Origin of the sequence: Paenibacillus sp. PAMC21692 (assembly GCF_014303795.1) — a bacterium.
In the GTDB taxonomy this organism is placed as follows: Bacteria; Bacillota; Bacilli; order Paenibacillales; family Paenibacillaceae; genus Pristimantibacillus; species Pristimantibacillus agaridevorans.
This window is the reverse complement of sequence record NZ_CP060293.1, coordinates 3949536-3963118: the sequence shown is the minus strand read 5'-3', so window position 1 is coordinate 3963118 and position 13583 is coordinate 3949536. Positions and strand designations below refer to the sequence as shown.

General features: G+C 52.2%; 11 protein-coding genes and 1 pseudogene. 2 read left to right on the top strand and 10 right to left on the bottom strand.

Features of this window, described 5'->3' with window-relative positions; all coding sequences use genetic code 11:
* Positions 1 to 44 precede the first annotated feature (44 nt).
* The 3 genes from H7F31_RS15630 to H7F31_RS15620 form a co-directional block, all read right to left on the bottom strand.
* Complete coding sequence (locus tag H7F31_RS15630; protein ID WP_187104936.1) at positions 45 to 1709, bottom strand: extracellular solute-binding protein; 1665 nt, start codon at positions 1707 to 1709, stop codon at positions 45 to 47.
* An 87-nt stretch (positions 1710 to 1796) separates the two neighbouring features.
* Positions 1797 to 2678, bottom strand: a complete 882-nt coding sequence (locus tag H7F31_RS15625) for a carbohydrate ABC transporter permease (RefSeq protein ID WP_187104935.1) — start codon at positions 2676 to 2678, stop codon at positions 1797 to 1799.
* 216 nt (positions 2679 to 2894) lie between these two features.
* Positions 2895 to 3815 carry an ABC transporter permease gene (locus tag H7F31_RS15620; RefSeq protein ID WP_087566379.1) on the bottom strand — a complete coding sequence of 307 codons (921 nt, stop codon included), beginning with the start codon at positions 3813 to 3815 and terminating at the stop codon, positions 2895 to 2897.
* Positions 3816 to 3962: 147 nt separating this feature from the next.
* Between H7F31_RS15620 and H7F31_RS15615 the strand changes: the two genes are divergently transcribed.
* Positions 3963 to 4709, top strand: coding sequence for a glycoside hydrolase family 16 protein (locus tag H7F31_RS15615; protein ID WP_187104934.1), 747 nt, complete (start codon positions 3963 to 3965; stop codon positions 4707 to 4709).
* Between the two features lie 39 nt (positions 4710 to 4748).
* Here the strand turns inward: H7F31_RS15615 and H7F31_RS15610 are convergent.
* A pseudogene (locus tag H7F31_RS15610) lies at positions 4749 to 5240 on the bottom strand (Uma2 family endonuclease); the annotation flags it as partial.
* Positions 5241 to 5542: 302 nt separating this feature from the next.
* Entirely contained in the window at positions 5543 to 6253 is a 711-nt protein-coding gene (locus H7F31_RS15605) for a PIG-L deacetylase family protein (RefSeq protein WP_187104933.1), read from the bottom strand.
* 175 nt (positions 6254 to 6428) lie between these two features.
* Here H7F31_RS15605 and H7F31_RS15600 point away from each other — a divergent pair, with 175 nt between their 5' ends.
* Positions 6429 to 7328 (top strand): AraC family transcriptional regulator, encoded by a 900-nt coding sequence (locus H7F31_RS15600; protein WP_187104932.1) that lies wholly within the window; start codon positions 6429 to 6431, stop codon positions 7326 to 7328.
* Positions 7329 to 7413: 85 nt separating this feature from the next.
* Here H7F31_RS15600 and H7F31_RS15595 read toward each other — a convergent pair whose 3' ends face one another.
* From H7F31_RS15595 to H7F31_RS15575, 5 genes are all read right to left on the bottom strand, one after another.
* Positions 7414 to 8364 carry a sugar phosphate isomerase family gene (locus tag H7F31_RS15595; protein ID WP_187104931.1) on the bottom strand — a complete coding sequence of 317 codons (951 nt, stop codon included), beginning with the start codon at positions 8362 to 8364 and terminating at the stop codon, positions 7414 to 7416.
* Between the two features lie 235 nt (positions 8365 to 8599).
* Positions 8600 to 9499: a fumarylacetoacetate hydrolase family protein gene (locus H7F31_RS15590; RefSeq protein ID WP_187104930.1), complete on the bottom strand. Its 900-nt coding sequence runs from the start codon at positions 9497 to 9499 to the stop codon at positions 8600 to 8602.
* Between the two features lie 54 nt (positions 9500 to 9553).
* Complete coding sequence (locus H7F31_RS15585; protein WP_187104929.1) at positions 9554 to 10381, bottom strand: sugar phosphate isomerase/epimerase family protein; 828 nt, start codon at positions 10379 to 10381, stop codon at positions 9554 to 9556.
* Positions 10378 to 12486 carry an alpha-amylase family protein gene (locus H7F31_RS15580; protein WP_187104928.1) on the bottom strand — a complete coding sequence of 703 codons (2109 nt, stop codon included), beginning with the start codon at positions 12484 to 12486 and terminating at the stop codon, positions 10378 to 10380. Before H7F31_RS15580 ends, H7F31_RS15585 begins: the two co-directional genes overlap by 4 nt.
* Positions 12483 to 13583 carry a Gfo/Idh/MocA family protein gene (locus tag H7F31_RS15575; RefSeq protein WP_261800435.1) on the bottom strand — a complete coding sequence of 367 codons (1101 nt, stop codon included), beginning with the start codon at positions 13581 to 13583 and terminating at the stop codon, positions 12483 to 12485. Before H7F31_RS15575 ends, H7F31_RS15580 begins: the two co-directional genes overlap by 4 nt.

Here is a 13583-nt window from a genome sequence, read left to right as displayed (position 1 = left end):
GAATACCGGCTGCCTATCCGGCAGCCGGCAATAAATAGCAACCCTTATTCCGCCATCTTCGCTTTTCTGGCATCCAGCTCCGCTTGGCGATGCTCCATGACCTGGGCGAAGCCGTAGCTGTCGCGGCGGGACAGGAAGCTTTCGAATATTTTATCGAAAGCGGTATCGTCCTTGGCCGTAATCAGCTCAGGAAGGACCTCCTCCCAGTTTTGGGCGATGCGAGACCAAGCCACCGCAACTTCGGAATCGCCGAGCGGGTCCAGCCCCTTGTAGATGCCGCTGTCAATATCGGCCTGGGCGTTGGCGAAGTCCTCCATTTGCTTAATGACGGGCGACTTCTCCGGTCTCCATTGGTTAATAATGACGGGGTTGCGCATCATCCAGTACGTATCCATCACGCCGTATTCCTTCTCCAGCTTCTCGATATCGGAGCTCAGCAGCTCGACCAGCTCCGGCTTTAATTGCGGCTTGCCGCTTGTGGAATCCCATGTTTCGCCTTCTTTGCCAAGGAACAGATCCAATTGTCCTTCTTCGCTGGCCAAGTACGTCAGGAAGCGGATAGCGCGCTCGGGATTTTTAACGGATTTGCTGATCATCGTAACCATCCAGCCGTCCATATTGCCGGGGAACAGCTTCGCGCTGTCGCCTTTGCCGTTTTGCGGCCCATCTACAGCGATATAATAAGAATCCGGGTTGGCGCTTGCGGCCAGCATCGGGTTAACGGCAGCCATGCCGTTCCATTCGCGAACCATCATAAAATAGCGGGCATTGTTCGTTTTCTCCTCCACCTGCGTATCGGAGTCCACGAGGAAATCGACGTTGATGAGTCCGCGCTCGTAAGCGGTGCGGAACGTTTTAAGCCAGTTCACGTAATCGGGATCGGTAATCCGATCGTAGACTTTGCCATCCTTCTCATGCGGAACGGCCAGCAGATTCTGCAAATATTCCGTCATGCCATAAGGCACATTGCCTTGCGCGAAGAAAGGACTGATGGCCTGGCCTTTGTACTCGGAATATTGATCCTTGATCGTCTGAAGCGCGCCAAGGAAACCATCGGGCGTAGACAGATCCGGCTTGCCCATTTCCTCATAGAGATCTTTGCGCACCAGGAACGTTTGGTTCGCGGCCGTCATGCCGGTCTCGTGCATAAGATTAGGACTGTAGGAATCATTCGGAATGCCATACGTGTTGCCATTCGCTTGACGGTACCACTTGAGCGTGCCATCGCCGGCCACCTTAAAAAAGTATGGGTCGTACTGATCCGCCAGCTCGTTTAAAGCATAGACATGATCGCCTTCCCACAGCTTTTTGACGGCGGTTTCCCACGATCCCATGCTGATGAGGTCAGGCAGCTTGCCGGAAGTCATCATGAGCGTAATATGTTCGTTTGCATCGCCCGACGGAACCTCGATCTTGACTTTAACGCCAGTTTTCTCGGTAATATACTTGGAATTCAAGCTCTCTCCCCAGCTATGCGGATACCAGGATGCGCCTACGAACCAGCTTAATTCGACCGGGCTCGTGTCCAGCCTCCATGCGGGTTCGTCGGGGTTCAGCGCCGTTTCCGCGGGAGTAGCCTCCGGCTGCGTGCTGGAATCCGGCTGAGACGTAGGCGCGGGATCGTTCCCTGAGTTCGTGCAGGCGGCCAGGCCCAGCATAAGCGCGGACAATACCAGGGCCGAGCTTTTTCTAATGGTGCTTTTGTTCATCTTCTGATCATCCCTTCTTCTGTTATCTGTATATTTTTATTTGATCCATACGCCCCCTGAATCCAAGCTTGGATAGACGCACGGCACTTACCCTTTGATAGCTCCGATCATGACGCCCTTGACCAGATAGCGCTGGATGAACGGATAAAACAATAGTATCGGCAAAGTGGCCACCATCATCGAAGCAAACTTGATAGAATTGCCCGGCAGCCTGGCGCCGAATTGCGCCATCGCTTGCTGCTGCATGAAGGACATGGAGTTTTCCGCGATGATTTTGAACAACATGGTCTGCAGCGGCAGAAGCTCTTGCGTTCGAATATAGATGACGCCCTGATAATAGTCGTTCCAGTGATAGACTGCGGAGAAAAGCGAGATGGTCGCAATAACCGCCATGCTGTTCGGCATGACGATACGAAACAGTACGCCGTAATCGGAAGCGCCGTCCACCTTCGCGGATTCCTCCAAGCTGTCGGGAATCGTGCGGAAAAAGCTCATGAAGATGACCATGTTAAAAAAAGTGTACATCGCGGGAATGATAAATACCCAGAAGTTGTCGTACAAGCCCAGCTTCGTCATCAAAATGAAGGTCGGAATCAGTCCGCCCGAGAACAGCATGGTGATCAGAGCAATCTTCATATAAATTTTGCGGCCAATCAAGTTGGTTTTGCTTAGGCCATACGCCACAATAGCGGTAAAGAGCACATGGGCGGCTGTCCCTATGACGGTCCGCATGGTCGTGATATAGAAGCCGTTCATCATATTTTCATTGCTGAATACGACGCGGTAGCTGTCGAACGATATCGCTTTCGGAATCCAGTTGACCGTGCCTAGCGTGGCGTGCTCGGGCGCATTCAGCGAGTTGGCGAACACGAACCACATGGGATACAGCGTAATGAAACATACCGCTATCATCAGCACGGTATTAACGACCTCGAACAGGCCAATGCGGCGTAATCCTCTAGCGTTCATGGTTCTGCCCCCTATTTAAAAAGCGTGTTAAAAAAAATATGAGTTCAAAAAGTTCGGTTCTCAGTACCGAGAAGATTGAATGAAAGTAGAAACTGAGGAGCGGAGCGTAGTGGAAGCTACGTGAGCACCGGAAGTTTCGCTTGAATTCAAGATTCGAAGTCGAGTAAGCTTCTAGAATTACTTCGTAATGGGAAGCGGACTTTTTGAACTACCTTTCTAAAAGATGCTGTCGCCTGTTAGTTTTTTGGACGAGTAGTTGGCCAGGAACAGCAGCCCCAGCGCCACAATGGAGCGGGCGAACAAGACGGCCGTCGAAAAGGAATGTCGACCGGATACCAGTCCCATGTTGTAGATGTACAAATCCAGACTTTCCGCCATCTTCATGTTCATATTGTTTTTTAGCATAAAGATCTGATCGAAGTTGCTGCCGAGAATGCCCGCAACGGCGAGAATAAACAGGATCGCGATGGTCGGCCGTATACTCTGGATCGTAATATGCCACATTCGCTGCCAGCGGTTCGCGCCGTCCAGCTCCGCGGCTTCGTACAGCGCAGGGTCGATGCCCGCAATGGCCGCGATGTAGATAATGGCGCTCCAGCCGGTTTCCTTTAACGTGTCGGAGAAGAAGGTTATCCACCAGAAGTACTTCGGGTCGCTGTTATACAAAATTTCTCGTTCCTGAATGCCAAGGCCCATAAACAGTTGATTGATGACGCCGCCTTCGCCCAGCCAGTTCAGCATAATGCCGCCGAATATCGTCCATGCGATAAAATGCGGCAAATAGGAGATCGTTTGGACCGTTCGTTTAAATCGCAGGCTCCGAATTTCATTGAGCAGCAAGGCAAATACGATCGGAATCGAGAAGCCGAGCACCAGCTTGATGCTGCTCATGCCAAGCGTATTGCGGATGGAACGCCAGAATCTCTCGTCCGTCACGAAATCCTCGAAATGCTTGAGACCTACGAACGGCGACTGGAGCATAGGCTTTGCGATACTGTAGTCCATAAAGCCGATAATAAGCCAGAACATGGGGATGTAACAGAAAATCAACATCCAGACGATGCCCGGGATCACCATGCTTTGCAGCTGCCACTGCTTTAAAAACGTTTTCATTTGACCGGTTTTGGATTGGATCACATTGCTGCCCCCTTCCATTTCATCGTAAGCATTTCGGCATGCAAAAAAAAGACCACCGTTTTTGACCCTATCCCAATTTTTTAGGTTCCGTTGATCTTGCGCGGGAATGGAGTATGCTGAAAATATTCGAGGGGAGGATTTCTTACGATGAACAAGCTGATATGGCAGCAGGATTTTGCGGGGGGAGACACGGATCTGAGCAATTGGAATATTCGCCTCGGCAACGACCTGCTGGACAATGAGGGCAACGCCGTAATGCCGGGTTGGGGCAACGGGGAGGGGCAATTCTACACGGGGCAAGCCGGGAATCTGTACATCGACGAGGAAGGGTTGAATCTGTGCGCGCACCGCGAGACGATTGAGAGTTCGGACGGTCGAAGCTTTGCTTATTCTTCTGCCCGAATCGATACGAAGGATCACTTCTCCTTCCGTTACGGCAAACTCGTCGCGCGTGCCAGGCTGCCGGTCGGACAAGGGCTATGGCCCGCCATCTGGCTTCTGCCGCAAGATCAGGCCTACGGTCCTTGGCCGGCTTCCGGCGAGATCGACATTATGGAAGCCAGGGGCCGGCTGCCCCATCAAGTGTCAGGCACTCTTCATTACGGCAAGGACTGGGATCACAAGCGTCTCGACGAATTTTCTTATACATTCGACAAGGGTTCGATCGCGGAGTTCCACGACTACGTTTTGGAGTGGGATGAACATTCTATCCGCTGGCTCGTAGACGGCCATTGTTATGCCGAACGCGCCATGGAGGCGGGCGTCATGCCGTTCGACCAACCCTTCTATCCCGTGCTGAACCTCGCTGTAGGCGGGTGGTACGACAATGTTGCGGTGGACGAAGGCGCGCTGCCTGCGGTTATGACGGTGGCGGGGATTTGGGTGTATCAATGAGGAGAATGAGGAACAGCTAAATGAAAAAAGGACAAATCTTTATTGCCGATCATCTTCCGGGAAAATAGCTCCAAGGTCAATGACAAGACATGGAACCGCATGCGAACGAATAGTGTCCGTTTCGATTAACGTAGCCGCCAACCGGTATTTACCGCTCTCCAGCACGAATTGGTCTACCGTACGATAGATTGGATCGGCAAGCCAGTATTCTTTAACACCGTGTTTCTCATAAAGTGATTTTTTTATCGTTTTATCCCTGCGTCCCGTACTATCTGACAGAATTTCTACAAGCAGATCGGGAACTCCGAACACAAATCCGTCCCGTATGATGTGAAGGTTCTCATTGGCAATAAAAATGATATCTGGCTGGACAATATTCTCTTCGTCGAAATGAACGTCCATTGGGGCGAGCAAGATTTCCCCGTCTTTACTACAAGGAGCGTGAAACGCAAGATGAAAATTAGTCAAAATCTTTTGGTGAACGTACTTGGGAGAAAATAGAAACTCGTATCGGATTCCTTCAATGATCTCATACCTCTCGGGCGTATCTTAGATTTCCCGCTGTTCCTTAACCTTGGCTGTAAGATCATGCGGTTTGCCTTTGGTCATTGCAATTGACCTCCTCGCATTCATTCTAAATTTATTATATCATTCCGGCATGTTAATCAAATAGAATGAACTGGTTCCAGTTGGCAACTACAGAGTGCGAAACGTCAGAGAAAGCCCTCGAAATCATTGATTTCAAAGGCTTTCCGCCTACACTGTTTTCAGTTAAATACTATTCGCCGTTATAGCTGATTCCAAGTTGATGTTATATGACTTCAACAACTTTCTTACGGCAGAAGCCTTTCGGCGGACAATCTTGGCCAGGCCTGGCATTTCGTGAAACCCTCCGCATAAGCCTTGCCGCATTGTAGTCCGCGAAACTTGGAAACGGTTCTGACAAAATCCAAAAAATCGATCCCGTCATGTTCATACAACCATTTGATCTGGCTCTCATGTTTGTTGTTCATCTCGATCTTAACGTCGATATGATCCGAGATATCCACATATTCTGTCGGCAAGAAGCCGACCCCGGCCAATGTGTCCATATAAAAGATTGGCGCTACTTTATGATGGATATCATGTCCTGCTTCGTTGTTGTAATGAGGAACCGTCGCCGCGAAGCTCGCATCGAACACCGCTTTGGAAACCTCCATATGATCCTTCATATAGTCCTCGGGCGGATGCGTAATGATATAATCCGGCTTCGTCTCGCGAATCACTTTGACCAACTTCAAAATCAGCTCGTCATGATCCGCCTTGACCAACAGATCCGGCACATCCAAGCTAATCACATCGGCTCCGATCAAGGAACCTGCCGCTTGCGCTTCCAATCTTCGAATGGCAATTAACTCGTCCTGGGGAATGACCTTATGTCCTTTATCCCCATTGGCCACATGAACCATCGTCACCTTGTGGCCTAGTGCCGACAACTTCGCCAATGTCCCTCCGCAGCCAATCTCCAGATCATCCGGATGACAACCCACTGCCAAAACGTTCATATTATTCCCTCCCTTATATTTTGATTCTGATTGCTGCTTCTGCAACTCCTACTCCAGTGTACTCCCGGCAAAACCAATATTCTTTAGCAAAAAGACCATTAAAAGTTGCAATAAGTCCACTCTTAAGCTGTTATAATAGAACGATAGATTGAATGTCAACGGAGGTCGGAATTCCATGGCAGCTACAACTGACCCTTTCGTGCGAACCAGGCTTCAAGAGTCTTTTACAGTGAAAGACATTATATCTCTGCATTATTTCGAATTCTCAAAGAATTTTAAATTCGAAGGGGAGAAACATGACTTTTGGGAGTTTGTGTACGTAGACAAGGGCGAGATCGACGTGTTTGCCGATATGGAGGGGTACTGCCTGCAGCAGGGTGATGTCATCTTCCATAAACCGAACGAATTTCACGGCGTATGGGCCAACAGAAAGATAGCGCCTAACGTCATTATTGTTTCGTTTGTATGCCACTCGAAGGAAATCGCTTTTTTTGAAAATAAAATCTTTAATCTGGACACCCGTCAGCGCGAAATGCTCGCGCAAATTATTAAAAACGGCTTTGCCGCTTTTCATCCCCCATTCGACGATCCACGAAATCATACGCTGAACAGAAGGTCAAATGCGCCGATCGGTTCAGAGCAGTTGATTAAACTCTATTTGGAGATGTTGCTAATCAGCTTGCGGGAGCATGACGATCGGACTAAACAGGAGCAGCGGTTGTCGGGGACGACAAAACAACGAAGCGAGGCAGAGCTGGTACAGCGAATGTGCGACTATATGGAGCAGCATGTGTTCGATGAGATTCGGCTGGAACAAGTTTATAAATCATTTAACTTAAGCAAAAGCCATGCGCTAACCATCTTTAAAGCACAAACCGGACAAAGCATCATGAAACACTATCGGAAATTAAAGATCGATCAAGCCAAACAAATGATTCGCGAGCAGCACCACAATTTTACCGAAATATCCGAGCTCCTCCACTACAGCAGCGTCCATACCTTTTCGAGACATTTCAAGTTATTCACGGGCATGTCCCCATCGGAATATGCGAAAACGGTTATAGCCAAGATGTGATCCAAAAACTCGACTTACGTAGCATGTCTGGTGCACATGAAGCAGGCCCTTGATATCTGTAACTTCAAGGACCTGCTTCGATTTTTTAGTTCACATCGGCCTCAAGCGGTCCGGCGAGCTCATTTAAGAAAAACAGCTTGCCCGGCAAAGTGGGCATAAATGTCGATGGCAGCCAGCGGTCCGGACCATGGCGCAATGTTGTCCACAGGGATAACCCTTGCCACTGCATGCCTCGGCCCAGCGCCCCGTCGCAGCCGCCAATGATATAGTCGGATTGCAGGAACAAACCCGGTCCGATCGTGTTGGCCCGGCATGGCACCAGCGTTGTCCGGCTTTTAAAGCTCGTTATCGCATTTTGTTCTATCGTTAGGGGATGGAGCTGTGCGGCAATTCTATGCGTTGCTTGGCTCCAATCCGCATCATTGCTGAACTCTCCGCCGAAATGCGGCTCCCAGAAGGCAATATGCATCATTCGGCCAATTCCGAATACGGTGACGAGCTCGGCGCCTTCCGCCTTTAATGCGGCAATTCTCTCCGCGTAAGTCGGCAGCATGTCGGCAGTCGCAAAATGTCTCTGATCCTCAGGCACGGTGTATTCGCCTAATGGTCCGTAGAACGCTTGCTCCATTGCGTATTGAAAAGAGCCCCGATTGTCGGAGGGCAATGTCCTTCCCTCTTCGTCGCTCCATTCGTCCATATTAAACCCGTAAACATGCTTGCAATCTACTTGCCATTCTTTTAGGAAGTAGACCGCCCATTTGTACATCCCCATTGGGCCAACCGGTAAAATAAAAGCGATTTTGCGTCCTTGATCCTTGCTCTTTCGAATTTGAACCGCAATCTCATGCCCCATTTTTACATCAAGCTCTCCGACGTCTGAACAAGAAAACGGTACAAATTTCTCATTCCAAAAGGGCTGCCGCTCATCTATCGATTCCGGAGAATTCGAACAACAACTGTCAATTTTGTCCATGTTCCATCCCGCAGGGTAGAAACCATCCAGCATCGAGCCTTTGACCGTCCGCATGAAATTCATGTCAACACTCTCCCGTTTATAACTAATTTTTAGACTGCTAGCTTCCTCTCCAGTGTACCCCCTGCAACTCTATTATTCTTTAGCAAAAGGACCGTTAATCGTTGCAAATAGTCCGCATTTCGGATAAAAGGCACAGATCTCCAAAAACAAAGGTACAGCTCTCCAAAAAACGAGAGACTGTACCTTTTCGTTTTACCTAATTTCTTTGATCGGCCTGTTTTAATCGAATCCCTGGTCAGGCTTGCGCAATCAAACGATTGGTTATCGATCCCAGCTTGGCAATCTCCACCTGGACCACGTCGCCGTCTTGCAGATAGATTCTGCGGTCCTCCGGATATCCCATCATGACGCCCTCGGGCGTTCCGGTTAATATAACATCGCCCGGCATGAGTGTCATGTGGCGGGATATATAACTGACGATCTCGTCGCAACGGAAAATCATGTCCGACGTATTCGACGATTGGCGGATCTCTCCGTTGACGATGCACTTGATGGTCAATGCTTGAGGATCTCCGACTTCGTCGGACGTAACCAAATAAGGGCCAAGCGGCGCAAACTTGTCGCAGCTCTTGCCGATCATCCACTGGGAGGTGCGAAGCTGAAAATCTCTTGCCGAAAGATCGTTTGCATTACAATATCCGTAAACGTAAGCCAATGCGTCCTCACGGGATACATTTTTGGCGCGCTTGCCGATCACAATCGCCAATTCAGCCTCATAATCGATCATCTTGCTGTCCGGGGGCATAGGGATATCTTCCCCGCAGCCTGCCAGCGCGTTGGCGAATTTGTTAAACAGGACCGGGTGCGCGGGGATGTCCATATTCGTCTCGATTGCATGCTGCCGATAATTAAGACCGACACATATGATTTTGCTCGGCGAATCGACGCAAGGTCCAAGGAGCAGTTCCTTTTCGTTAAGCCACCATTCGGGACGATCTTCGGCAGACGCCTTGGATAACAGCGATTCCAATAGGGCTCTTGTTTGGGTACCGCCTTCAATAGCCTCGGACGCCGAATCCGGTACCGTTGTTCCAGGTAGCAATGCCTCCGCGGCTGCTGCGACATCCAGCACGCCCCCGTGGGTCGATATGCCGAGTTTCAGACCTCCGTTGATGTTGTAATTCAACAGTTTCATGACGCATTTCCCCTCTTTCTCATGTTGATCGGCCTTCGTTAACTTGCGATTGGCTCATAAGTATGGGGCCGAATCATGCCATGCCCTCAGATCGCCGATCGTTTGGCGAATGTCCCGCTCCTGCTCTTCGCCCTCGATCTCCCGTTCAATAATCCATTCGCCTGCGAATCCGCTCCTCGCCAGCTTGGCGACGAATTCGGGAAATCGCACTTTGCCTTGGCCCGGGCGAACCTCGCGTCCGAGCGCTTCGCCGTCGGTTGGATAGAAGCCGTCCTTGACATGCACATTGCGTACGTAGGGGCCGATCACGTCAAGCGCATCAAGCGGGTTGCCCTTGCCGTACAAGACCAGATTCGCCGGATCGAAATTAATGCCCAGATTGTCGGTCCCTACCCGCTTAATGGTTCGAAGCAGAACGACGGGCGTCTCTTGACCCGTCTCGAACCAGAACTCCAGTCCAAGCGTCCGGCAATATTGCGCCACCTCGCGAATCGCGCCCACGACCGGCTCATATTCCGGATCGGTCATATTTTCCGGGATGAATCCGCAGTGCGTAATAATGGCAGGCGCGCCGATCATGGCGGCAAAGTCGGCCCAGCGCTTCAATTCGTCGACTCGCATTTCGCGATATTGCGGCGGAACAAGTCCAAGCGTCGTCGGTCCTCCGGTGAAATTCCACTCGCTTGGTCCCGATACGCCCGCCCATACCGCGCAGATGCGTACTCCGGCTTCGCCGGCGTGTCGGATGACGCTCTTCGCCAGCTCCGGCGTCGCTTCGTTCGGATTCCAGCTCATCAACTGGCACACGTCAAGCCCGAAATCCTTTACATGGCGGAAGCAATCGCCTCCATTGCGAATTTGATTAATTACACCGATATTCATGATGCCGATTCCTCCTTAAGGCTGTTCTCTTCTTCGATCGCCACCATAGCGAACGTCTCCAGTTCCGGCAGCGTAAATACAAGCTCGCCGTCCCGATACGACGACGGCAGCCGTTCGCCCCCCGGCAATAGAAGGACTCGCGCCCCCGCCGATTCTTCCCATTTTAATCGGAATTCGATATTGCGGACCGGGATATTCGGCAGAGATTCCTGATAATTAAGCACTCGCAGCGTATGGCTGTTAGAATCTCCAGATCGGTACCAAACGGTTTCGACTGGCCGCGGGGCGTCCGAAGAAGCGGTCCATGCCCGGTTGGCAAGACTGCGCAGTACTTGCGTAAACAGCTGCCGATGATCATCGGAAGTCATCTGCTCAATTCCTCCGGCGCAATAGGCGGCTCTGCCTGCGCCATATTCGTTCAACACCAGCGACGGACGTTCCGTAGCGATGCCCGGCGGATTGCTGATAGCCGATGCAAAGCGGCTCGGGTCCTTGGGGTTCGTATACGCCAGCGTCAAAGTCGCCGCAATCTCCCCTGTCGTCACCCGTACAAAACGCTGCGGTCCTGCAATCATCATGGGATGGGCTGCATCGTTTCGGGGCATCCAGTGTTCGAATGCCGGCGCTGGAGCCATATAGGTGATAGATTCCTCCGTTTGACCTTCATCCGACACTCCCAAGACGGCGGCAAGTCCGAAGTCCGGGCGCAGGGTTCCATCCTTGCGGCGCAGCGTCCCGGCTCCGCTCGCATAAAGGCCTCCCCCGCCATGAACATAAGCGGTTAATGCCTCAATCTCTTCATCATCCGCGACCGGCAGATCACACAAGACGACGACGGCGAAACGGTCCAATTCACCGAGGTTGCGCCGCGTGATGACCGCATACGGAATGTTGGCGTTCATCAGGGTGCGGGCCGCGTTTTTCGCCGCCTTCATAAGCGGTTTGTCCATCGACCCGGCAAGCACGGACTTGCCGTTGTCGGCCGGATCGTACAGCGACTCGAAATTGAAGTAAAGCGCCACGTCGGCAATTGGCTCAGCATCGGGATTCAGATACGGCTCATAAGTCTCGAGCTCGCCGTATATTTCGCCCATCGTCTCATATACGCGTTCGTCGAGCGTGCCTGTCGGGTCGATTGCATCAATAAATAAAAATGCGCCTCCGTTTAAAATGGCGGAGAAGGTCTGGGCGCGAAGCAATGCTTTCGATTTGGTCGTTGTATGTTCGGTCAGATCGGGACAACGGGACGTCATGAACTCGAAAGGCCGGTTCTCCGACAGATTGTCGAGCGCCTTGCAGGTGAAGGTTTGCAGCAGCGCGTCTCCATAGAAATCGCCGCTGCAGTAGTCCGTATGTCGAAAGAAAGCTTCGGTTAGCCCGTTCTGCCAGCCAACCGACCAGGATGAGCTCTGCTGGCCCACCGTCACTCCGGGTTTAACCCGCTTGGCGAGCTCCGTCAGGCTGCCCGCATAATCGGCCAGCCAGCTCTCGCGCGTACGCTGCCATGCGACCCAATCCGGGTCGCTCCAATCAACCGTTCGCGGAATCTCGCGCTGCGTCTCCGCCATATATCTTGCCTTGCACGCTCCGCAATGGCAGGGAGAATACGGCCAGTGGATCATATCGATCCACAGCCCGTCGAACGAATAATTGCGGCATAAATCTTCGATCTGCGAACGGAGATGCTCGCCATACGGCGTATTGAAGCAACAGACGCCAAAGCGTCCGCTGTCCCACAAATATTCCGCCGTGTTCAGGCCGTCCGCCGAAACAAAGCGCCAGTCGGGGTGGTTGTCGTAGGCCCATTTATTCCAGTAATTCATGTAGACCACCGTACGGATTCCCGCTTCCCGGCAAGCTGCCGTGACCTCTCCGATAAGATCGATCTCGCCGATGCCGGCATGCATCCTGCCGTGCGGCGTCGGCCAATAGCACAGTCCGAGACAAGAAGAGGCGTACACCATCGCCGTATCGACGCGAGCCGTCTTTAACAGCTCGACATAACGCCCGGCGTCAAAATCCGCCATGAAACGAATGTCGTCGTCCGGTATGTGCATATCGATCAGATTGCGACGATAACTGCTTCGGTACCAGGGCTCCTTCATGATACGGCCACCCATTCTCCCTGTTTTCTGGCCGAGGCCAGCTCCGCCTCGGCAATGCGGATCGTGCCGAGAGTATCCGCAGGCATGCAGCGCTCGGGCTCGTCTCCGGCAGACAATATCTCGACGAAGTAACGAAGCTCGCGGTAAAAGCCGGCATCCTCATCCAGCTCGGGCTTGATCGCTTCTCCATCGGCCGGATAATCGGTAAGAATGCCATGCTCGAAAACGAGGCAGCCCCGTTCGAAATTGACTCTGTAGCTCATCTCGAAACCGAAGGCCCCCTTTAACGTCCAGTCATCCTGCGCAAGCACAACCTTGCCGTCCGCGTAACGATAATGCGTCGAGACGATGTCGTACCCGCTGCCCGGCAGCACATTGCGGCCCACGCAGGATACGCTCTCCGGCTGTCCGTACAGCCAATTGATCAAATCTACGTCGTGCACATGCTGGTCGAGCAGACTGCCGCCGCTACGGGCTTCGCGAAGCATCCAGTTGTCATGCGACCAGACAGGAGTATCTCCGCCGCGGAAAAATGTCGCTGCCAGCGTATCTCCATAAAGGCGCTGCTCCGTACAATTTTTCAAATACTCGTAAGCGGGCCAGAATCTCAGCACCTGCGCAACCATCAGCGTTGTGCCCGTTCTCGCCGACGTCTGAGCCATGGCGGACGCCTCGTCCGCGCCTAGCGCCATCGGTTTTTCGCACAGCACGTGCAGACCGCGCTCCATAGCCCGGATCGCCGTTGCGGCATGCAAATCGGTCGGCAGCGCGATATCCACAAAATCAAGCTCCTCGCGCTCCAGCAGCTCTCCTATATCCGTGTAGAGGCGATAGGGCGAAAAGTCGATGCGCTCGAACGATTCATTAAGGTTGCCTTCGACAAACACGTTGTCGAACTTGCGGGCATCGATATCGCAGATCGCTTGCAAACGCACCGGGGCTCCCTCGCGCTCCAGGCGTTGGTATTGCGCCAGGTGAACGCGGCCCATAAACCCGATTCCGATCAGAGCCCCCTTCCATATCTTCGTCCCGGCCGCATCCGTCGCGGATGCGGTAATATCCTTGCCGCTCTCCGGCAAGCCTTGCCCGTTGGTCAT